This is a genomic window from Clostridium sp. X (genome assembly GCF_055755365.1).
The window spans coordinates 2,305,912-2,330,086 of sequence record NZ_CM146912.1 but is presented as its reverse complement, the minus strand read 5'-3'; the positions used below and the strand labels follow the sequence as shown (position 1 = coordinate 2,330,086).

20 protein-coding genes are annotated in these 24,175 nt (G+C 31.0%); all 20 read right to left on the bottom strand.

What is annotated here, in order from left to right; translation table 11 throughout:
* Window positions 1-24: 24 nt before the first annotated feature.
* The 20 genes from ACX0KU_RS11645 to ACX0KU_RS11550 all read right to left on the bottom strand — a co-directional run bounded on the left by ACX0KU_RS11645 (window position 25) and on the right by ACX0KU_RS11550 (window position 24,169).
* Window positions 25-1,128, bottom strand: coding sequence for a LegC family aminotransferase (locus ACX0KU_RS11645; protein WP_472990088.1), 1,104 nt, complete (start codon window positions 1,126-1,128; stop codon window positions 25-27).
* 45 nt (window positions 1,129-1,173) lie between these two features.
* Window positions 1,174-2,169, bottom strand: a complete 996-nt coding sequence (locus ACX0KU_RS11640; protein ID WP_472990087.1) for an NAD-dependent 4,6-dehydratase LegB — start codon at window positions 2,167-2,169, stop codon at window positions 1,174-1,176.
* Window positions 2,170-2,195: 26 nt separating this feature from the next.
* A complete protein-coding gene (locus ACX0KU_RS11635; RefSeq protein ID WP_472990086.1) occupies window positions 2,196-3,245 on the bottom strand; it encodes a nucleotidyltransferase family protein in 1,050 nt (349 codons plus the stop codon).
* Window positions 3,246-3,249: 4 nt separating this feature from the next.
* Window positions 3,250-3,888 (bottom strand): acetyltransferase, encoded by a 639-nt coding sequence (locus ACX0KU_RS11630; protein ID WP_472990085.1) that lies wholly within the window; start codon window positions 3,886-3,888, stop codon window positions 3,250-3,252.
* An 18-nt stretch (window positions 3,889-3,906) separates the two neighbouring features.
* Window positions 3,907-5,055, bottom strand: coding sequence for a UDP-N-acetylglucosamine 2-epimerase (gene neuC, locus ACX0KU_RS11625; RefSeq protein ID WP_472990084.1), 1,149 nt, complete (start codon window positions 5,053-5,055; stop codon window positions 3,907-3,909).
* 24 nt (window positions 5,056-5,079) lie between these two features.
* Entirely contained in the window at window positions 5,080-6,126 is a 1,047-nt protein-coding gene (gene neuB / locus ACX0KU_RS11620; protein ID WP_472990083.1) for an N-acetylneuraminate synthase, read from the bottom strand.
* Entirely contained in the window at window positions 6,119-6,823 is a 705-nt protein-coding gene (locus ACX0KU_RS11615; RefSeq protein ID WP_472990082.1) for an acylneuraminate cytidylyltransferase family protein, read from the bottom strand. Before ACX0KU_RS11615 ends, neuB begins: the two co-directional genes overlap by 8 nt.
* Window positions 6,824-6,842: 19 nt before the next feature.
* Window positions 6,843-7,583 (bottom strand): acyltransferase, encoded by a 741-nt coding sequence (locus ACX0KU_RS11610; RefSeq protein WP_472990081.1) that lies wholly within the window; start codon window positions 7,581-7,583, stop codon window positions 6,843-6,845.
* A 63-nt stretch (window positions 7,584-7,646) separates the two neighbouring features.
* Window positions 7,647-8,750, bottom strand: coding sequence for a Gfo/Idh/MocA family protein (locus ACX0KU_RS11605; protein ID WP_472990079.1), 1,104 nt, complete (start codon window positions 8,748-8,750; stop codon window positions 7,647-7,649).
* Between the two features lie 61 nt (window positions 8,751-8,811).
* The gene (locus tag ACX0KU_RS11600) at window positions 8,812-10,128 is read right to left on the bottom strand and encodes a nucleotide sugar dehydrogenase (protein ID WP_472990078.1); all 1,317 of its coding nucleotides are present in this window, start codon (window positions 10,126-10,128) and stop codon (window positions 8,812-8,814) included.
* 35 nt (window positions 10,129-10,163) lie between these two features.
* The gene (locus ACX0KU_RS11595; RefSeq protein WP_472990077.1) at window positions 10,164-11,267 is read right to left on the bottom strand and encodes a DegT/DnrJ/EryC1/StrS family aminotransferase; all 1,104 of its coding nucleotides are present in this window, start codon (window positions 11,265-11,267) and stop codon (window positions 10,164-10,166) included.
* Window positions 11,257-13,119, bottom strand: a complete 1,863-nt coding sequence (locus ACX0KU_RS11590; protein ID WP_472990076.1) for a polysaccharide biosynthesis protein — start codon at window positions 13,117-13,119, stop codon at window positions 11,257-11,259. The genes ACX0KU_RS11595 and ACX0KU_RS11590 overlap by 11 nt, the downstream gene beginning before the upstream one ends.
* A 167-nt stretch (window positions 13,120-13,286) precedes the next feature.
* Complete coding sequence (gene galU / locus ACX0KU_RS11585) at window positions 13,287-14,192, bottom strand: UTP--glucose-1-phosphate uridylyltransferase GalU (RefSeq protein WP_472990075.1); 906 nt, start codon at window positions 14,190-14,192, stop codon at window positions 13,287-13,289.
* A 35-nt stretch (window positions 14,193-14,227) separates the two neighbouring features.
* Window positions 14,228-15,322 (bottom strand): tetratricopeptide repeat protein, encoded by a 1,095-nt coding sequence (locus tag ACX0KU_RS11580; protein ID WP_472990074.1) that lies wholly within the window; start codon window positions 15,320-15,322, stop codon window positions 14,228-14,230.
* Window positions 15,323-15,355: 33 nt separating this feature from the next.
* Window positions 15,356-17,092, bottom strand: a complete 1,737-nt coding sequence (locus ACX0KU_RS11575; protein WP_472990073.1) for a phospho-sugar mutase — start codon at window positions 17,090-17,092, stop codon at window positions 15,356-15,358.
* Window positions 17,093-17,211: 119 nt separating this feature from the next.
* Window positions 17,212-17,778: a 50S ribosomal protein L25 gene (locus tag ACX0KU_RS11570; RefSeq protein ID WP_472990071.1), complete on the bottom strand. Its 567-nt coding sequence runs from the start codon at window positions 17,776-17,778 to the stop codon at window positions 17,212-17,214.
* A gap of 100 nt (window positions 17,779-17,878) precedes the next feature.
* Complete coding sequence (locus ACX0KU_RS11565; protein WP_472990070.1) at window positions 17,879-18,892, bottom strand: alpha-hydroxy-acid oxidizing protein; 1,014 nt, start codon at window positions 18,890-18,892, stop codon at window positions 17,879-17,881.
* Between the two features lie 45 nt (window positions 18,893-18,937).
* Window positions 18,938-19,426: a 2-thiouracil desulfurase family protein gene (locus ACX0KU_RS11560; RefSeq protein WP_472992445.1), complete on the bottom strand. Its 489-nt coding sequence runs from the start codon at window positions 19,424-19,426 to the stop codon at window positions 18,938-18,940.
* A gap of 20 nt (window positions 19,427-19,446) precedes the next feature.
* Entirely contained in the window at window positions 19,447-21,801 is a 2,355-nt protein-coding gene (locus ACX0KU_RS11555; RefSeq protein WP_472990068.1) for an endonuclease MutS2, read from the bottom strand.
* Between the two features lies 1 nt (window position 21,802).
* Window positions 21,803-24,169: a U32 family peptidase gene (locus ACX0KU_RS11550; RefSeq protein ID WP_472990067.1), complete on the bottom strand. Its 2,367-nt coding sequence runs from the start codon at window positions 24,167-24,169 to the stop codon at window positions 21,803-21,805.
* Window positions 24,170-24,175 lie beyond the last annotated feature (6 nt).

Genomic DNA, 24,175 nt, shown 5'->3' with positions numbered 1-24,175 from the left:
AGCTTACTGAAAAGACTTATTCTATTATTTTATATACTTCTTTATAATATCACATACTAATTTTATTTCACTTTTCTTTAACCCTACTGAACTTGGAAGATTTATTCCTCTACTACATATATCTTTAGTAACCGACATATCTCCGGCTTTACAATCTTTATAAGGAGGCATTTCATGTACCGCCATGAAAAATGGTCTAGCTTCTATTCCTTCTTCTTTAAGAGCGTTTACAAGTTCGTCTCTTGTTATCCCATATTCATCTTCAACTAATATAGAATATAGCCAGTAACAATTTTTAGCCCACTCTTTTTCTGCTTGAAGAGTTATTCCTTTTATATCCTTTAGTAACTCATTATAATATTTAGCATTATCTATTTTTATATTCACAAATTCTGCTATATTTTCCATCTGTGCTACTCCAAAGGCAGCAAGCAGATTAGGCATTCTAAAATTATACCCTATCTCTGGATGATAAAATGCTTTATTATCTAATACAACTTTAGTTTGATTGGATAAGAACTTAGCTCTTTTTCCTAGTTCTTCATTATTTGTAACTAACATTCCACCTGCTCCAGTTGTAATAAGTTTATTTCCATTAAAACTAAAGCATCCCATATCTCCAATAGTTCCTATCATACTATCTTTATACTCCGAACCTAGAGCTTCAGTTGCATCTTCTATTACATACAAATTATGCTTCTTCGCTATATCCATAATTTTATCCATATCTACTGGATGGCCATATATATGAACAGGCATAATAGCCTTTGTTTTTTCTGTAATTAATTCCTCTACTTTTTCTTCGTCCATTACAAAAGTATCTCTTCTTACATCACAAAATACAGGAATAGCACCTACATATTTTACAGCATTCACTGGTGAAATAAAAGTCATGGATGGAACGATAACCTCATCGCCTTCTCCTATACCTAAGGTTACCAAAGCTAATTGTATAGCTGCTGTTCCGTTCATTGTAACAATTGCATTTTTACACTTTAAATACTCTGCAAATCTTTCTTCAAATAAATTTACATAACTTCCCACTGAAGAAACCCAATTAGTATCTATACATTCTTTAACATACTTCCATTCATTTCCTCTAACTTCAGGTATACATAAAGGTATCATTTATATTCACTCCCATCAACATTGTTTACATAAAATTCTTATATATTAAACATTATATATATCAGTTTTAAAGTTTTGTAAGTTGTTTTTTATCCATTCAATAGTCTCTTCTAGCCCTTGATCAAGAGTATATTTTGGTGACCAATCTGTTAATTCTTTAATTTTTGTATTATCTGCCCATAGTCTATTAACTTCGCTTTTCTCTGGTCTTATTCTTTCATCGTCACAAGATATTTTTACATCTTCCCCTATAATGTTAATTATCTTTTTAACTGTATCACCTATAGTTATTTCATAGTTTGAACCTGCATTTATAACTTCTCCAATAGTCTTATTGCTTTCAGCAACCTTTATAAATGCCTCTGCAGTATCTTTTACGTAGTTAAAATCTCTTGTAGGCGTTAAACTACCTAGCTTAATCTCTTTTTTACCTGCAAGTATCTGAGATATTATTGTTGGAATTACTGCTCTGGCAGACTGTCTTGGTCCATAAGTATTAAAAGGTCTTAATGTAGTAATTGGCAAATTAAAAGATTTGTAGAAACTTTCTGCCATCTTATCTGCACCTATCTTAGATGCTGAATATGGTGATTGCCCTTGCATAGGGTGATTTTCATCAATCGGTACGTAAAGAGCTGTCCCATAAGTCTCACTTGTTGAAGTATGTACTATCTTTTCTATATTTTCTTCATCTCTACACGCTTCTAAAACATTAGTAGTTCCTTCTACATTTGTTCTTACATAAGCCATTGGAGACAAATAAGAATATGGTATAGCAATAAGCGCTGCAAGATGCATTATCACCTCTTGGCCTTTCACCATTCTCTTTACATTATCATATTCTCTTATATCTCCTGTAATAACATTTATACTGTTTTTTACATTATTATCAAAAGCATCAATCCAGCCCCAATTATTAAATGAATTATATTGTACAAGTGCTGTAACATCAGCTCCCAGTTCTACTAATCTTTCTGTAAGATGACTTCCTATAAATCCTTCTGCTCCAGTAACTAGAACCTTCTTAGCATTCCAATTCATCAAACTTCACTCCTTATCTATTATGTTTAAAAAAACTTCCTTATATCTTCATTTGCTTTATGAAAATCATCCATTTGCCCTATATCTGACCAATACTCTGTAATTTGATATACTCCTGATTTACCTTTTTTAGCTATAACTTCTTCTATCAAATCCGTCATATTATACATCTCATCACTTGGTATATGTTTTATTGATTTTTCACTAAGTACGTATACTCCACTATTAATATGAAAACTATAAACTGGTTTTTCCTCCAAGGATTTAATTAGATTATCTTCAGTAACCATAACTCCGTAAGGAACCTTTATTTCGTAGTTTCTCACTCCCACAGTTATATCAAATTCATTTTTAGTATGATAGTTTAAAAAGGCATCAAAATCTATACCCGTCAAAATATCTCCATTTATAACCACAAATGGTTTTATTAACTTATCTTCTGCTAACTTTATAGATCCAGCTGTTCCTAATTGTTTTGTTTCCCTAACATACTCTATATTGACATCAAAATCTTTTCCACCCTTAAAGTAATCTTCTATTACTTCCCCTTTATAATTTAGGGAAATTATAAAGTTCTTATACCCATACTCTTTGAACTGTTCAATTATATGTTCTAAAATAGGCTTATCTCCAAGCTTTAACATAGGTTTAGGTGTGTCATTTGTAAGTGGTCTAAGTCTAGTTCCTAGTCCCCCTGCTAATATAAAAACATAGTTATCTTTTTCTTCATATGAGATTATATCATCCATAAAGTATAGGTTTACGAACTTACCTTGATCATCCAATACAGGTACTTGCCTAATTTTATATTTAATCATTAATTCTTTAACTTTTTTCTTGCTAGTATAAGTAGTTACATATTTAAATTCTTTATTATATATGCCTTCTATACTATCTCCAATATTATGCCCACCTAATATAGCTCTTCTAATGTTTCCATCTGTTATAACACCTTTTACACGAAAATCCTCATCAACAACAAAGGCTCCACCTGTTAAATTCTTATCTATAGATTTCATAGCATCTTCAATTGTAGACTTTAATTTTATGCAATATGTTTCTATTGAAAATCTCATAGAATCACCTACTTTTTATTATTTTTGCCGGAACGCCTACTGCTGTTACACTATCCTGTATATCTTTCAGTACGACAGCTCCAGACCCAATTACTACATCATCTCCTATGGATATTCCTTGAAGTATTGTGCTTCCAGCACCTACATGAGAATTTTCTCCAACTTTAACTCCACCGAGAATACAGCTTTTAGGAGATATGTGGGTGTTTCTTCCTATAAAGCAGTCATGCTCTATTACTGCACCAGTATTTACAATACAATTTTCTTCTATTATAGTTCCTGGATTTATAACTGCTCCAGCCATAACACAAGTTCCGTCATATACTTTAGAATAATTTGAAATTGTAGCATCCTTATGTATCAACGAAGGAATATTAAAACCAATAGATTTTAATCTACTAAATATCTTATCTCTTATTTTTATATTATTAATAGCTCCTATACACACAAAAGCATTTTTTATACCTTTATTGTAAATTTCAGGAAGTATGCTATCATCACCAATAACAGATATATCTAATATCTTTTCTCCAATACCCGTTACATCCGTAATACCTAAAATTTCGTATTGGTTATTGCTTTTTATAATGTCAATTATAACTTTACAATGTCCTCCGCCACCTACTAAAACAATCTTTTCCATATATACATTCTCTCTTTTTTAATAAGTTATTCTTTTTTGAATAAGTTCTTTATTTATCTCTATCTTACTTAAAACATCAGCTATTTGTTTTCCAGCAGTTCCATTTCCATATGGATTAGTACAAGACTTTAAGTCATTAATGTATTCTTCATTATATAGGGCTTTATTTATTCCACTTTCAATTTCTTCTTTTGTATACCCTACATCTATTACATTGCACGCTCTAAGCCTTCCACCTTGTCTTGTTCCAATGTTAACAACTGGAAGTTTAAAGCTAGGTGCCTCAATAATACCTGAAGATGAGTTCCCAATCATAGCATCTGCTGAATTTAAAAGACTTAGATATTCAACTTGACTCAAATTTCTAAATACTTTTAAATAATCATATTTGCTTCTGTATTCTTCAATCACTTTTATAATTTCTCTTCCACCATTATCACTATTAGGATAAGATATAATTGTTTGTATACCAAACTTAACTATAACCTCAAGAGTCTGTCTTGCTTGCCATTCTACCTCTTCTCGCTCTGTTGTTACAGGATGTTGAGTAAGAATAAACAATTTATCATCTTTTAATCCAAATCTATTTAATAATTCTTCTCTTGAAAGATAGTCAGTATTTTTTATATAATCTATACCTGGCGCTCCAACTACATATATATTCTTTTCTCTTTCTCCAAGTTTAATTATTCTTTGTCTACTGTCTTCTGTAGCTGGTAAATGTATGTGAGATAATTTTGTTATAGCATGTCTTATTGATTCATCAACAGTTCCTGTAACTTCTCCTCCATGTATGTGTGCTACAGGTATGTTCATATGAATTCCAGCTAAAGCAGCTGCCATCATTTCTCCTCTATCCCCTAGGATAACTAAAATATCTGGATTTATTCTTTCTAAGCTTTGTGTTAAGCCTAGTAAAGTCATACCTATAGATTTTGCCATGGAAGCCCCTGTATCTGAAGCTAGAATGGTTTCTACTCTATCCACAATAGGAAATCCGTCTTTTTCGATTTCATTTACTGTCATTCCAAACTCTGAGCATAGATGCATTCCGCATACAACTAAACTTAGCTCTAATTCTTCATGGTTTTGTATCGCTTTTAACACTGAATAATAAATACCATAATCGGCCCTTGTACCTGTAATTACAGCAATTTTTCTCTTCACAGCTTACTCAACCTCTCCATTTAATTAATTCTCTAATAAATCTAGAGTTATTTGTTTATCTATTTTAATATCTATCTTAGCTTTTTTTCCTAATATCTCTTTATAGTACTTTGGTGACAGTCCATCACCTGGTCTTTTATAGTCTAAATCTTTAAGTTCTATAACTTCTCCACAATTTATATCTCTAGCCGCTACAATACTTTTTCTAGCTACCTTCATAGTGTCTATTTCACTTTTGCTAAACATTTTAATACCGTTTCCAAGTGCAGACTCCACCTTTCTAATTTCTTTCACCATCATTTTTAATTCATCCGCATTAAGTGATGCTTTATGATCTGGTCCATCCATACTTTTATCTAAGGTGAAATGTTTTTCAATGATATTAGCTCCTAGTGCCACTGCTGCAACTGATATAGTTATTCCTTCTGTATGATCAGAGTATCCTCCAATAATATTAAAAGTATTTTTTATAGTATTCATAGCTTTTAGATTTATAGAGTCAAAAGGTGCCGGATAGTTTGAGGTGCAGTGCAATACTGCTATGTCATCTACCCCCTTATTTTTTATAGAAATTAGAGCATCCTCAATCTCACCAATTATAGCCATACCTGATGATAATATAATTGGTTTATTAAATTCCGAAATATATTCAAGCAGAGGTATATTCGTCAAATCTCCAGAACTTATTTTAAAAGCTTCCATACCCATTGAATTTAAAAATTCTGCACTCTCAATATCAAAAGGTGTAGACAAAAACATTATGTTTTTGTCTACACAATATTTCTTCAATTCTACAAACTCATCAAAAGAAAGTTCAAGTTTTTTTAACATATTAAACTGAGTATCTTCTGTACCGATATTGTCTTTTTGATATTTAGCCATGGATGCATACTTTGTAACAAGTTTCTCGCTTTTAAAGGTTTGGAATTTTATAGCATCAACTCCTGCATCTACAGCTTTATCTACCATCTGTTTTGCAAGGTTTATATCACCATTATGATTAACTCCAGCCTCTGCAATTATAAAACAAGGATAACTATTTCCTATAAATTTATCTCCTACCTTAATCATTGCTCTTCTCCTCTAAAATATATTGTGCTAGTTTTGCATCTAATATATTATCAATATCTATAGACTTACCTCTCTCCATAATAAAAGGAATAGACTTTTCATCAATAAAAGCATTTAGAGATAATATCATTTCTACAGTATTGATATAAAGTGCTCCATTAAATATATAATATTTAGGTAAGTCTTGTCTTCTTAAATTATCACCATTAAACTGTAAAATAGATTTTAGTGTATCATTTTCGATAGTCCTCATTAAGATTGGATTTTCGTCTACTTCACATACACTTACTAAGGAACTTTCATTTTTCTCTGCTATTAATTCTATAGCATTATCAATATCCTCATAAGTTCTAAGAGGTGATGTTGGCTGAAGAAGCACTACATAATCAAATAGATTTCCCTCATTTTTAAGGAAGTCTATAGCATGTATAACCACATCTATAGACTTAGCCTTATCATCTGAAAATTTTTCTGGTCTTAAAAAAGGAACATTAGCACCATAAGCTATAGAAACGTCTTTTATTTCCTTATCATCCGTTGATACTAGAACATAGTCTATATACTTTGACTGTTTTGCTTCTTCTATTGAGTAAGATATCAGGGGTTTGCCGCAAAGGTTCATAATATTTTTATGTGGGATACCCTTTGACCCTCCTCTAGCCGGAATTATTGCTAGAAACCTCTTACCTTTATACATATTCTATCACCCTGTCTTTTTACTGATTTTTAAGAAGTTGATTTTCTGGTACTTCTCTCAATTTTTTAGATGGATTTCCCACAACTAGAGTTGCTTTTTCTACATCTTTTGTTACTACACTTCCAGCTGCTGCAAACCCATCTTCATATATGATTTTGCCTGGTAAAACTACCGCACCTGCTCCAAGCCTTCCACCCTTTTTAATTGTCACTCCTTTAAATTTACCAAATCTTTCTTTTGAACGAGCTGCATAATTATCATTTGATGTCACTGCACAAGGTGCTATAAAAACATCATCTTCTACATCAGAATAAGCTGTAAGATATACATTTGTTTGAATTTTACAATTCGAACCTACATTGCAAAAGTTTTCTATAGTTGCTCCTCTTCCAATAATAGTTTTTGTTCCAATGGTTACATCTTCTCTTATTGTAGCTAAATCAGCAATAAGTGTATTTTCTCCAATTATAGAACCACAATATACTATAGCTCCTGCACCAATTAAACATCCATCAGCTATGCTGCAAGGTGTATACTTTTTATCGTCTTTAAATATACTGTTTACTGCTCTCATAGGTGTTTTACCTATAACTGTATTGGCGTCTATTCTAACATTATTTCCAATCATGCTTCCTTCATGTATTACTACATTGTGTCCTATTATACAATTCTCTCCTATTCTCACGCCATCTTCTACCACCGTAAAATGACCCATTTTTACATTTGCTCCTATATTAGCTTTTTCTGATATGTAATTCATACGTCTCTCCTCTTTTCTGTAACTAATTATATAAGCTAAACATATTCCATGTTAAATAATATTTTATTTATTACTATATGCCTTCTCCATATCTAGTGTTGAGAAATCTTCCATCGGGAATTTTACTGGTATTCCTGTAAGTCTTGATTTGTATGCTGCAAGAATTATTTCCATTGCTTTCTTGCCCTCTTCTCCATTTATTAAAGGCTCTACATTGCTATTTATTGCATCTATAACATTCTTAAATAATGGAGTATGTCCACTTCCATATACACTATCAGGGTCTCCCTCTTGACCTTTTAAAATCTCTTCTTCGCTATCCTTATTATCCTCAAATCTCCAGGTTTCTATCTTATTTACAGCAAGACCACCTATAGCTACTGTTCCACTTTCACCAAAAATACTTAGCGTTTCTTCTAAATTTTTAGGGTAAACACACGCTGTGCCTTCAACAATACCAATAGCACCATTTTTAAAACGTAGTAGAATTGCCCCAAAATCTTCTGCTTCAATATCTCTTAAGAAAGTATCGCATTCTGCATATACAGTCTCTATTTCTCCACCCATCATCCATTGAAGTAAATCTATATTATGAATACATTGATTCATTAATGTTCCTCCATCAAGTTTCCAAGTTCCTCTCCATGGTGCCTGATGATAATACCCCATATTTCTATTCCATAGAATTCTTGCCGTTCCATTAATAAGTCTTCCAAATCTATTATCTTCTATAGAATTTCTTAATTGTTGTATTGGTTTATTAAATCTATTTTGATGACATACTGATAGTTTTACATCCTTTTCTTTTGCTATTCTTATCATGTCATCTGCATCTTTAGTAGATAATGCCATAGGTTTTTCAATTACAGCATGTTTTCCTTTGTTCATGCAGTATATTCCTATTTCAGGATGGTAACCACTTTCTGTAGCTATAGTAACTACATCTATCTCTTCTTTCTCAAGCATTTCTTTATAATCTGCATATGTATTTACAACTAAATCTTCGCCCATCTTTGATATGTACTCTTCTTTTTTCTCAATTGCCTTATTTATGTCTATATCACAAGTAGCTACAAGCAATGCTTCTTCTTTATTATTAATTAAACCTTCTATATGTTTATAAGATATTCTTCCACATCCAATTACGGCAAATCTTAATTTTCCCATTCATATCACTCCTAAAATCATAATAAAGGATAAACCCTAAAAAGGTCTATCCTGTTTAATACTAAAGTTTTTGAATTTTTTCTCTATTGTTTTTAACATCCTTAGAAGCATTTCTTGTATCATAGAATATTTTAGACTTTTCCACTATTGCTTCATAGTCATAACAACTGTGATCTGTTGTAACTATTACTATATCCGCACTTTCTATTACATTTTCCCATTCTACTGATACGTATTCTTTTCCATTATGCTTCATACTTGGAACATATGGATCATTATAAATAACCTCTGCTCCATTTTCTTCTAAATGCTCAATTACCTTTAATGCTGGAGATTCTCTCATATCATCAATATCTTTTTTGTATGCTACTCCCATTAAAAGTACCTTTGAACCATTCATAGCCTTTCCTGCTTTATTTAAAAACTTCATGGCATTATCCACTACAAATTCAGGCATAAAATCATTGATTTCTCCTGCTGTTTCTATTAATCTAGTATGATAATCAAATTCTCTAGCCTTGTATGTTAAATAAAACGGATCTAATGGGATACAATGTCCACCAAGACCTGGTCCTGGATAGAATGCCATAAATCCATAAGGTTTTGTTTTTGCTGCATCAATTACTTCCCAAATATCTATACCCATTTTTTTGCATAGTATAGCCATTTCATTTGCAAGACCTATATTTATATGTCTAAAAGTATTTTCTAATATTTTTTCCATTTCGGCTACTGCCGGAGATGAAACCTTATGAATATCCCCTTCAAGTACACTTTCATAAAGTGCTGCTGCAACATCTGTACAATCTGGAGTAATTCCTCCAACTACTTTTGGAGTGTTTTTTGTATTGAAAGATTTATTACCTGGGTCAACTCTTTCAGGTGAGAATGCTAAGAAAAAATCTTCTCCACATTTTAAACCTGATTCTTCTAAAATAGGTTTTACAATTTCTTCAGTTGTTCCTGGATAAGTTGTACTTTCTAATACTACAAGCATTCCTCTGTGTAAATATTTTGCAATATCCTTAGTTGAGTTTACAACATATGAAACATCTGGTTGTTTAAACTTATCAAGTGGAGTTGGAACCGCTATTGCAACAGCATCTACATCTTTTACAAAAGAAAAATCTGTAGTTGCCTTTAGTTTCCTTTCCTTAACTAGTTTTTCTAAATCCTCATCAACTATATCTCCTATATAATTGTGGCCTTCATTAACCATTTTTACTTTTTCATCTTGAACATCAAAACCTATAACATCATAGCCAGTTCTAGCTTTTTCAACAGCAAGTGGTAGCCCTACATATCCTAGACCTACAACTCCTAACTTAGCAGTTTTATTCTTTAACTTTAATAAAAGTTCCTCTTTCATTGTTGACATTTTATTCCTCCTAGTAATTAAGGTTAGTACCTATTCTATCTATTTAAACATTCTTTGATTTTATCTACTACATACTGTTGCTGGTCTTTAGTCATTTCAGGATATAACGGTAAAGCAAAGGTCTTTGTACATGCATCTTCTGCTACTGGAAGCTCCCCTTTTTTATATCCTAATTCTTGATATACCTCTTGTAAATGTACCGGAATAGGATAGTATACACCTGAAGCTATTCCACTTTCACTTAAATGCTTAATTATTTCATCTCTTTTTTCTGATTGTATTGTATATAGATGATATACATGGAGACTGTCTTCTCTTTCAGTTGGAAGTATAATCTCAGTATCTTTTAAAAGTTCATTATAAGTATGTGCATGCTGCTTCCTTAAATTATTCCATTTTTGTATGTAATTTAATTTTACTCTAAGTACAGCTGCTTGCATCTCATCTAGTCTGCTATTATATCCAATTGCAATATGCTCATATTTCACCTTGCTTCCATGGACTCTTATAAGCTTAATTCTATCTGCAAGTTTTTCATCATTAGTTACTATCATACCTCCATCCCCATATCCTCCTAAATTTTTTGTAGGGAAGAAGGAATAACAACCTACATGACCAATAGATCCTGCTCTTTTTCCTTTATATTCTGCTCCAATGGCTTGGCATGCATCCTCTATAACAATTAAATTATGTTTTTTGGCTATTTCCATTATTCTATCCATGTCACACATTTGGCCAAAAATATGAACTGGAATAATAGCCTTAGTTTTTTCAGTTATATTTTTTTCTATACTTTCTGGGTCTATGCATAGGGTGTCTTTTTCAATATCTGCAAACACCGGAGTAGCACCCACTACTGAAGTTGTTTCAGCAGATGCGAAAAAAGTAAATGGCGTTGTTATAACTTCGTCTCCTTGCCCAATTCCTAAAGCTTTTAATGTAAGCATCAGAGCATCTGTACCATTTGCTACCCCAATACCATATTTAACCCCTGTATATTCTGCTATTTCTTCTTCTAACTTTTTAACATTTGGTCCCATTATAAAGTGTGCTGATTCCAAAACTTCCTTTATTGCTGATTCAACCTCATCTTTAATAGTTTCGTACTGTGCTTTTAAATCCAATAAATTAACTTTCAAAATTCTCTCTCCTTTTGCTTATATAAGTAGGTACTTTCTCTTTTAATAACTCTATAATTTCCCCTCTATTTTTCTGAATTGCATCATTAAATTCTTCAATGGACTTTTCTATATAATTCCTATCAAATTCCATCGGTTTTTCTATAAATATCTTCTCATGTTCGGTTGAGGTTAGTGCTACTTCATCCATTAACAACTCCTCATAAAGCTTTTCTCCTGGTCTAAGCCCTGTATATTCAATTTTTATATCCATATCTGGTTTCAAACCTGAGAGTCTTATCAAATCTCTAGCAAGATCTACAATTTTCACAGCTTCACCCATATCAAGTACAAAGATTTCACCACCATTTGCCATAGCTCCTGCCTGAATTACAAGTTGAGCCGCTTCTGGTATTGTCATAAAAAACCTGTTTATATCTGGATGAGTAACTGTAACAGGTCCTCCCTGCATTATTTGCTTTTTAAATAGAGGAACTACAGATCCATTACTTCCAAGTACATTACCAAATCTTACAGCAACATATTCTGTTTCACTTTCTTTGTCAAAAGCTTGAATAATTTTTTCACAAAATCGTTTTGTAGCTCCCATAACATTTGTAGGGTTAACTGCTTTATCAGTACTAATTTGTACAAACTTCTTTACCTTATACATATCACTACACTTTACAAGATTATAAGTTCCAATTATATTGTTTTTAATTGCTTCTGATGGATTCGCCTCCATTAAAGGAACATGTTTATGTGCTGCTGCATGAAACACAACATAAGGCTTATATTGTTCAAATATACTTTTTAATCTATTAAAATCTCTTATAGATGCAATTATTACATCTAAATCTAATTCAGGATATTTATGCTTTAGTTCTATTTGAAGATCATAGGCATTGTTCTCATATATATCTAAGATTAAAAGCTTCTTAGGATTAAACTTTACAATTTGTCTACAAAGTTCAGACCCAATAGATCCGCCCCCTCCCGTTACAAGTACAACCTTATTATTTATATACATATTTATATTGTCATTATTAAGACTCACTGGAGCTCTTCCTAACAGATCATTTATATCCACATCTCTTAATTGACTAATATTAACATCTCCAGTTATGATTTCATAAATTCCTGGTAGAGTCTTTAATTTACATCCAGTCTTTTTGCATATATTATAAATTTCTTTTCTTTCTTGAAAAGGAGCTGAAGGGATAGTAATAAATATTTCTTCCACCTTATGTTCATCACATATTTTTAAAATATCATTTCTTGTTCCAATTATCTTTATGCCATTTATAACTTGACCTATTTTAGACAAATCATCATCTACTAATCCAACAATATCATAATTTAAAATATTGTGCTTTTTAACCTCTTTAATTAGCATTGCTCCGGCATCCCCTGCCCCTATTATCAAAACTTTTGAGCTCGTATCCTTACACTCCCCTACAGCTTCATTTCTACCTATAATTCTATAAATAAATCTCATACCGCCTAAAGTGCATATACATAAAACCCAAAAAATTATATGTACTGTAGCTGGAAATCTGTAGTGTATAAGTTTCACTAACTTATAGTTAATTAAGTAACTATAAACTATAAAAATTACATTAGACAAGGATACTGAGTAAATAATTGAAATTAATTCATCTATCGATGCATATCTCCATACAAAATCGTATAGATGAAAAATTTTATTACATAGTAAAACTATTAAAATCACAGGAACTATTGATACTTTAAAAAATACTATATATTCACTAGGTATTTTAAAATCGAATCTCAGTAATAATGCAAAATATAAGAAAACTGTTACTAAAATTATGTCATATAGATATAATGAAAACTTTTTATTATCTCGCACTGTATCACGTCCTTAACGTAAGTTATTAATCTGTCCTTTAATCATTTTACATCATTTTTAAAATTATTCAATGTTTTTTGTAATAATTTCAAGAATAAAAAGGACATGTATTATACATAAATATAGCAATATGTATAATACATGTCTATTATATCACAAATAATAATTTATTTTTTCTCTGATTCTCTGTATAGTTCTGCAAATTTCTCGTTATCCTTAATTGAAATTAGATATTTCATAAAATCGCTTCTTAATTCTTCTTTTTTTAGCGCATATTCCACCGTAGCTTCTAAAAATCCTAATTTATCCCCTACATCATATCTTCTTCCCTCAAAATTATATGCATACATTGCTTCCTGTTTAATCAATGTATTTAAAGCATCTGTCAGCTGTATTTCTCCTGATATTCCAGGTTCTGTGTTACTCAATATATCAAAAATTTGAGGAGTTATAATATACCTACCTAAAATGGCTATATTTGAAGGAGCTTCTTCAATTTTAGGTTTTTCAACTAAATCTTTAACTTTATAAACCCTATTTTCTATATGCATGCCTTTTACTATACCATACTTACATACTTCTTCCTTTGGAACTTCCTGAACTCCTAAAATACTAGTCTTATACTCATTATAACAATCTATAAGCTGTTTTAAACATGGAACCTCACTATCAACTACATCATCTCCCAACATAACAGCAAAAGGCTCATCTCCCACGAAGGTTTTAGCACAATTGATAGCGTGACCTAATCCCTTAGGCTCTTTTTGTCTTATATAATATATGTCCACCATATTTGAAATACCATTCACCATATTAAGTAAATCTTTTTTTCCTTTAGCCTCTAATTGATTTTCAAGTTCTATAGACTTGTCAAAATGATCTTCAATAGCTCTTTTATTTCTTCCTGTTATTATAAGTATTTCTTCTATACCCGACGCTACAGCCTCTTCGATAATGTACTGAATTGTAGGTTTATCTACTATAGGTAGCATCTCCTTTGGTTGAGCTTTAGTTGCCGGTAAAAATCTTGTTCCCAATCCAGCAGCAGGTATTATTGCCTTTTTAACCTTCATACAGAGTATCTCCCCTTATATAAGTTTAAACTTTTTTAATTTACTTCTTCTAAAATACGATCTAGCTGATTAACTATTTCATCCTTGTCATCTAATTTTTTCGCTATATCTAAGTGTAACTTAGCTTGTTTATAGTCACCAACATTTATGTAACTCATTATTAAATTTGTGCATACTTCTACGGACTTAGTAACATCAAAAACCTTTCTTAAATATACAATAGCAGTACCAAAATCTTCTAAGGAAGCATAATTAATACCTAGTTCATTTAGCACTTCTGGATAAGAATTATCAATTTCCATAGACTTTTCTAAGTAATATATAGCTTTTTCATAGTTCTCTAATATTCTATAAGATACTCCTATATAATAATAAACCTCTGGTCTATCACCTAATTGTTCTAATAAAGGAATTAATATAGCAAGTGCCTTATCAGGGTCTTCATAAACCAAGTTTTTTGCTTTATCATAATCATTTACTATTTTCAAAGAGCTTTTTAAATCTAAAACCTCCGGAGTCTCTTTTCCTCCTTTTGAGATATATGTGTTTAATGCAAATAATGCTCCCTCATAATCTCCTTTATCTTTTTTTATTATGCTCTCATAATAATAAGGCTCTACATATCCTTCTATAGTTTTTGCTCTTTCTAGCATATATAGTTCTTCTTCTATATACATACTATTAATTTCTTTTAGCTCTTCTAGAAGTATAATTATCTTATCATAAACTTCTTTATCAATTTGTATAAAAGAAAGTCCCTTCAGCATTATATAGGCATCTTCATACTTTTTATTTTTTATACTCTCAGCTATTCTTCCTTTCATATAATCAATAGCTTTTGGTGTAGAATTTATCAGTACTTTATATGAATTATTATATTTAAAATTTTCATCTGCTCCTAAAACATAAAACATTCCCTCTATAAAGTATCCTATAGGTATACTATTAACATCTTCTCCATTGTTAATTTTCCTTATAATACTATCAGTAGCAATTGGTATATAGAGATCTTCTTCAACATCTATATTATTATCATTATTTATACTAAATATATGTTTTAACCTATCTTTTTTCATCTGCAAAAATAGTATAGCAGATAACTTATTCTTAAAGTGTGTTTTTACATCCATTGTTATATTCACCAACCCTAATTTATTGTTTTCTTACTTACAAGCAATATTAATTATATCCATAACTGAATTTGTTAAACTAGTTAACTTTTCATTTGCACCTTCTTCTGTATCATGAACAGCTGAAAGATAAATTTTCATTTTAGGCTCTGTTCCTGAAGGCCTAACAACAAAACTTGAATTGTCTTCTAAAACAAATTTAAGTACATTGGATTCTGGTAAATCTATAGCTTTCTCTGATAAAGCTACTAAATCTTTTTCTATTCCTAATTTATAATCAAACTTTTTCGCTATTTTAACATCATTAATCTGTAATTTCATTGAATGCCTTAAATATTCTAAAGAACTAGCTATTTTTTCTTGACCATCTTTTCCTTCTAAATTAATAGATATTAGATTTTCTTTATAAAATCCATACTTTTTATACAATGATATAAGAGCTTCATATAGACTCATATTTCTTTTTTTATAATATAAGCACATCTCACATATAAGCATAGCAGCTACTATAGCGTCCTTATCTCTTACAAAATCTCCCGCTAAATAACCATAACTTTCTTCAAACCCGAATAAATAAGTTTTATCCTTATTTATTTCAAACTCTTTTATTTTTTCTCCTATATACTTGAATCCAGTAAGTACATCCATAATCTCTATTCCAAAGTTCTCAGCTATTTTAGTAGCCATTTCTGTTGTAACAATAGTCTTTACTATAACTCCATTTTCAGGTAACTTCTTCATCTCAGTTAATGATGATAGAATATATTCAGTCAGCAGTACACCCATCATGTTTCCATTTAAAAGCCTGTACTCACCTGTTCTATCCTTTACCACTGCACCTATTCTATCGCAATCTGGATCAGTTCCAAATATAATATCTGGCTCTATGTCCTTTGCCATTTTTAATGCTAGTTCAAAAACTTTTGGTTCTTCTGGGTTTGGATACTGTGCTGTAGGAAACTCTCCATTAGGTAATTCTTGTTCTTTCACTACATGTACATTTTCATATCCTAATTCCTGTAAAACTCTCCTTACTGGCATATTTCCACTGCCATGAATAGGTGTATAAATAATTTTTAACTCATTTGAAAATTCCTTAACTAATTCTTTTCTAATAGTTAAGTCTTTAACCCTACTAATATACTCTCTATCAATCTTTTCTCCTATTATATTTAGAAGTCCGTTTTGCTTTGCTTTATGAATATTCATAGACTTTATCTTGGAGAAATCATCTACTCTATTGATATATGAAGTTATTTCTTCAGCAGCTTTGTCTGTTACTTGCCCACCATCTTCTCCATATACCTTATATCCATTATAATTCTTAGGATTATGTGATGCTGTTATAACAATTCCTGCTTTGCTTTTTAATTGTCTTACAGTGAAAGATAACATAGGAGTTGGCCTTAAATCTTCAAATAAGTTAACTCTAATTCCGTTAGCACAGAAAATAGCTGCTGCAGCCTCCGAAAATTCTTTTGACATTATTCTAGAATCATAAGCTATACTAACAGATATATCTTTTTCTCTCTCATATTTTTTAAGTAGAAAATCTGCTAGTCCTTGCGTAGCCTTCCCCACCGTATATAAGTTCATTCTATTTGAACCAGCTCCTATTACCCCTCTAAGACCCCCTGTTCCAAACTCTAACTCTTTGTAAAATCTATCCTCTAATTCCTTTTTATCCTCTATACTTCTTAGTTCCTCTTTAATATTTTCATTAATATCTTCACATTCCATCCATACATTATATCTCTCTAAATAGTTCATTTTATACCCCCTTACCTAAATGAATAAAATTATTATACTACAAAATTTAAAAATACACCATTTATTTCCTTTTAATTAAAAAAAGGATTGCACTTTGCAATCCTTTTCATCACTATATTTTACTCTTGTAAAGATTCCCTAACACTAGTTCTGCTCACTACAGCTACTACACTACTAATATCTTCAGCAAAGGTTATTTCACTGCTTACCTCAATATCTGATAGTCTTAGAACATCACCTAAATGCATATTAGAAAGATTTATATTAAAAGCTTTAGGTATTTCATTATATTTTCCTTGAACCTTTACACTATTTTTTTCCTTTTGTACTATACCACCATTTTTACTAGCTAACTCTTCACCTGTAAAATTTAATGGAACTTCTGTTTCTATTACTTTATTATCATCAAACTCTTGTAGGTCAATATGTATCAATTTTTGAGTTACAGGTTCTTTTTGAATCTCTTTTATTATAGCCTTATGTTCTGTGTTATTAATAAGAAGATTTATTGCCCCATGCTCTCCATTTTTTGAAATTTCCTTATTTAACTCAAGTTCACCTATCTCAAATAATACATTTCCTAATTGTGTTCCATAAAGAATTCCTGGAACTAATCCTTTTTGTCTACTCTTTCTTCCTGAATGAACTACTTCTTTTTTTCTTTCTTGGCATTTCAAAATTTCCATTATTATCCCTCCTAAGTTATTATTTATTATTAACATTAGGAATAATAATATACACTACATAAGAAAATTTAAGATAATCTACTAATCTCATATTGTAAGATTAGTAAATTATTCTTCCATTGATATCTTTAATATTCTTACATCCTGTTAAAACCATTGCAGCCTTTAAGTCATCCTTTAATTTATCTACATACATTTTAACTCCATCTTTTTGTCCGCCAAAAGATGCAGTGACAAATGGTCTTCCTATTAAAACAGCATCTGCACCAAGTCCTATCATTTTTAATATGTCAACTCCACTTCTAACTCCTCCATCAGCCAGTATAGTCACTTTTCCTTTAACTCTAGCAGCTATATCTGGAAGTACATCTGCAACTCCAGGTGTTTGGTCAAGAACTCTTCCTCCATGATTAGATACTACAATTGCATCTACTCCAGCTTCAACAGCAAGTTCCGCCTCATCTGGTGTCATTATTCCTTTTAATATAAAAGGTAATTTTGTACTTTTTACAATCTCTCTAATCTCTTCAACATTTTTAGGCATTACTGGTTTACCATGTAGCGCTAGTGTAATTAAACCACATGCATCTATATCCATACCAACTGCAAAAGCACCAGCTTCTTCAGCTAATTTTATTTTATTTATCACGTTTTCATTTGACCAAGGCTTAATAAAAACTATTCCTTCCCCTCCAAAGCTTTTTAATACTTGAAGATTTGTAATTAAAAAAGAGTCTACTGCAGTATCACCAACCATAGGATATATACCTGAAGATAAACATCCATCTATAACCCATGTAATATATTCTTCTTCAGTAAATTTTCCTCCCATATTAAGAGTAGTACCTGTTACTGGAGCTGCAAATAGAGGTATATCCATCTTTTTCCCAAATAGTTCAAAAGAAGTATCTGGATCTTTTGCATCATGTATAACTCTCATATTCAGCTTATATTCATTTAATGCCTCAAAATTGTCTTTAAAAGCTGCTCCAGTTCCTTTACCTCCCATTCCTGGCACTTCTCCTGAACATACTACTCCATTACAAGAATTGCACACTTTACAACTTCCACCTAAGTTTTCTCTTGCTGATTTTAACATTTCTTTATAATCCATAAAAAATCCCCCTTAAATTTATATTATTAAATATTAACCTTATATTTATTTAACAAACTTATTATCTAATATTTTCTCTACTAAATTTTCATCTAATTCTTCTTCTGTAATTACACTTATACCATTCCTCATAAAAAGCTCTGCTGTTACTCCATTACCATCTATTTTATTACCATTAAAATTTCCATCATATATTTTACCATGTCCACAAGAAGGACTTCTAGACTTTAAAATTGCAAACTTTACATCTGCATTTTTTGCAATTCTATATGCTTCCTTGGCACCTTTTATAAACCTATCTGTAGATTCTTCTCCCTCATTACCTATAACTACGGCTTTTCCATCTAAAACATCTGCTCCAGTCCCCCCTTTAATCTCATGGGGATTCCTAGGTGTGTTCATTCCTCCTAGTTCTTCTGGACAAATTAATAAAGCCTTATCTTCTTTAAGAATTTTCAATGCCTTTTCATCTAAACTACTTTTTCCATTATATCTACAATTAACTCCACATAAACAAGCACTAATCACTATCAAGTCCATACGTCCTTTCAGTTTTACTTCAGTTCTACCATAGTAACTCCCGTACCACCTTCTCCATATTCCCCTAATCTATAACTTTTTACATGAGGATGTCTCTTTAACATGTCATTAATAGATTTTCTCAATATTCCTGTGCCTTTACCATGTATAATCGTTACTTTACCTAATCCTCCAATATAAGCATCATCTAAATACTTATCAGCAGTATATACAGCTTCTTCAGAATCCATTCCTCTTAAATCTACAGAAGAAGGTATATTTTTAAGGTTTAAATTTAGACTCTTCTTATTTTTTTTCTTTTCCACTTTATTTTGCTTACTAGCCCGTAGATCTTTTACATTTACACTTATCTTAATTATTCCAGCTTGAACTTGAACTTCACCTCTGTTATCTGGGTTTGTTAGAACTAAAACTGTCTTATCAAACTTAGGAAGATAAACTTCCTGTCCTTCATGTACATCCTTAAGTTCTTCTCCTTCATCCTTTCTATTATGCATATCTTCTTCAAGACCATTTAATTTTTCCTTTAATTTTCTTCTATTCTCTTCAAGTGATTGTCGAACATCAGAAGAGTATCCCATTTTCTCAAGTTCTCTAATATCCTTTAAAATCCTATCTGCTTCTTCCTTAGCTTCTTTTACTATTTTTTTAGCCTCTTTTTGAGCTTCTAAAACTGCTTTTTCCCTAATACTTTCAAACTTATCTAATTTTTCTTCATACTTTTCTCTAAGCTTGATTGCTTGCTCTTTAACTCCTGCAGCCTCTACTGCATCTTTTTGAGCTTTTATACTTTTTTCTTGAAGAGACTGAATTAGGTCTTCAAATCTTAAAGTATCCTTAGAAATACCTTCTCTTGCATCTTCAATTATATAATCTGGAAGCCCAAGTCTCTTTGATATTTCAAATGCATTAGATTTTCCTGGAATTCCAATAAGTAGCCTATAGGTGGGTTTTAATGTTTCCACATCAAATTCTACAGAAGCATTTTCTACTCCTTCAATCTTTAAAGCATAGGCTTTAAGTTCACTATAGTGAGTTGTAGCTATAACTTTCGTCCCCCTATTTCTTAAATTTTCTAAAATAGAAATAGCAAGGGCTGCACCCTCAGTTGGATCTGTTCCTGCTCCAAGCTCGTCAAATAGAGCCAGCGTCTTATCATTAGCTTTCTCTATAATATTTACTATATTAGCCATGTGAGAAGAGAATGTTGATAGACTCTGCTCTATGCTTTGTTCATCTCCAATATCTGCAAATACTTCTTTGAAAAAACTAATCTTAGAGCCTTGTGCTGCCGGTATCATAAGACCACTCATTGCCATGATATGCAAAAGGCCAACAGTCTTTAGCGTTACTGTTTTTCCTCCTGTATTAGGTCCTGTTATAACTATTGATGTTATGCCCTCTTCTAAATATATATCATTTGTTACTGCTGTCTTTGAATCTAGTAGAGGGTGCTTAGCCTTTAGTATATTAAAATATCCTTCATCATTAATTTCTGGATATGTAGCATTTATACCTCCAGCATACTTTGCTTTTGCAAATATAAAATCTAGTTCCCAAAGAATATTAGCATTATTTTTTACAGCAGTTATATCTTCATATACTTTAACTGATAGTTCTCCTAAAATTCTTTCTATTTCAGCTTTCTCTTTCAGTCTTAATTCTTTTATCTCATTATTTAAATCTACTAAACTCATAGGCTCTATAAATAAAGTAGCGCCAGAGGAACTTTGATCATGTACAAGTCCTGGAACTGCTCCCTTATGTTCAATTTTAACCGGAAGTACATATCTCTCTCCTCTTACGGTATATATAGCTTCTTGCAAGTATTGAGAATAACTACGTACTAATGAATTTACTTTTGACTTTATAGATGATTCTTTATCTTTTAAAGCTCTTCTTATATTAAAAAGGTTAGTACTTGCTCGATCTGATATTTCATCATCACTTATTATGGCATTAAAAATTTCATCTTCAAGCTTTTTTAAAGCTACCAATCCTTCACATATATCTTCTATAACCCTAAAGCTTTCTTCTTCCTCTTTATGATTTATATAATCTTTAAATCTTCTAGCACATTTTAATAGCGTACCAATTCTCAAAAGCTGAACTGGCATTAAGATAAACCCTCTTTCAGCTTTTGTAATGCCTTCTCTTATATCGTGCATTCCCTCAAAGGGAGGCGTGCCTTTCTTTATTAGCAAGTCGAAGGCCTCTTTCGTCTCTTCTAAATGCTCTTTCACCTCAAAAACATTATCGTATGGCTCCAATTTATCAATAATATCTTTTGCAGCTGATGTGCTAGTATATTTTTTTATTTCTTCTTTTATTTTATTAAACTCTAAAACCTTTAAAGCTTTCTGATTCACGTTACTCTACTCCTCTTTTGAAGTGTCCTCTAGTATAGTTATTAAAATCTTCCTCAAAACTTCCTCTAATAAAGCTTTGTAGTATTTTAGTTGTTTCTTCATAACTCTCATTAGTAAAATCCATTCTAAGGCCACTTATATTCATACTGTTTATTTCGGATAAATTGGGTATTAAATTTATTGGAGAAGAATTATAAATATGACTTCTACAATAGTTATCTGTTAAAGTAGGAAATTCTTCTCCTTTCCTATCCTTTAAAACAAATTCATCTTCATTACACTTATATAAACAATTAAGATTTTCTTTATTTTTATTACCAAAAGTGCTACCAATTGGGCAATACTCACTTACCATAAATTCTGTTTTCCCATAAATCATTAAATAGCTTGGTACAGAAGATTTTTTTAATAAACTTGTAATTTCTTTTTTATTAAGCTCTAAACTAATAGTGGCAGCATTTAATACTTTCTGATAAAATTGAAGGCTATATGAATTAAATATGTTTAATTTATAATCTCCTATTATTAAAGTTTTTTCTTTAAATCTTCTTATTATTCCTAAATTAGATGTTACGATTCCTTTAATCTTGGGTAGTGCATCCTCAATAATTTTACATATAGAAGAAAATTCACTTTTAACAATAGTAGGCACTCTTATATATAAGTTATCTAAATTGATACTTTCTAATTTTATATCGCATTTTCTCATAAACAGATCTACAACTATATTATCTATTCCACATTCCTTGGCTGCTTTTAGCTGATTACTATTATTAACAATTATAATAGGACTATCTAATTTTATAGAATCATATTTAGATTTACTTATATTTAAATCTAATCCCTTGTTAGTGCTTGTTCTTTCTATATTTAATATATCCTCAGTTATTTTTTGTACTAGCTCTCTTCTAACTAAATTTATTGAGGAAACTGGTAAAAATCCTTCTTCAAAAGTATCAAAGACTATCTCCCTAAAAGCAAAGGGAGTATCCCCTGTCTTATTTAAATTCTTAATTATACTCTCTTTTTCCAGTGGTCTTTTTATAGACTTTTGAACTTCTTCTCCAGAAGCTATATACTCCTTATTATTATAATACCCTGTTAGAACTACAGGTTCTCCTACTTTAAATCTTATCAATAAGTCCACATAATTTTTTCTCTTATATAAGTTCTCATAAGTTTTACCAAGCTCATCCATTAATTTTATATCTAATGTTTTATAAAGTATATCTCCATGTTTGTATCTATTAGGTTTAATTTCAACAACTTCTCCCTTAGAAGCTTTCTCTACATTATGTTTATCTATTGTTATTCTTGTTACAGTAAATCCATCCTCTTCGGTTCTAACTCCATCTTGTAAATTTAAATCTTGTTCTAGCTTAATAGTTAAATTTTTATTAACTTTCCCAAGTCGTATTCCTGTATTTCTAGGGTGATTATAAGCCATCATATCTTTACCCACATTACCAAACATATAAGCTTTTGAAAAACCTTCTCTATTAAATAATTGCATCAGCTTTTTTTCTTCTTCTAAAAAATTACGTTTTCCTTCTTTCCCTTTTCTAATTTCTTCGTAAGCTTCATCTATCGCTTTGCGGTAAGAGGATACAACTCCCGCCACGTACTCTGGCTTTTTCATTCTTCCCTCTATTTTTAAAGATGATGTACCACTTAGTATAATGTCCTTTACATTTTCTATAGTACAGATATCCTTTGGACTCAATAGATATCCTTTTTTCGAAATATTTTTCCCCTTATTTATAAGATCATATGGAAGTCTACAAGGTTGTGCACATTTACCACGATTTCCGCTTCTTCCACCTATCATACTGCTCATAAGACATTGACCTGAATAAGATATGCAAAGAGCACCATGAATAAATATTTCTGTATCTATATCTAATTCTTTTGATATAGATTCAACTTCTTCTAATGAAAGTTCTCTCGATAAAACAATTCGTGAAAATCCTAGTTCTTTTAATAGAAGTGCCCCTTCTCCATTATGAACCGTCATCTGTGTAGATGCATGTATTTCAAACTTTGGAAAATTCCTCTTTATAAGTTCTGCTATACCCGTATCTTGAATAATCAGAGCATCCACTCCTATTTTATATAAAAAACTTATGTAATCTAATGCTTCTGTTATTTCTTCTTCCTTTATTAAAATATTTAGAGCAACGTACACTTTAATATTATAAATACGACAATATTCTATTGCTTTTATCATGTTATCTTCATCAAAATTTGAGGCATACGCCCTTGCTGAAAATTTCGTTCCTCCCATATATATTGCATCTGCTCCATTTTGCACTGCAGCATAAAGACTATCTAAACTTCCTGCTGGAGCTAGTAATTCAACTTTCTTCATAATTTT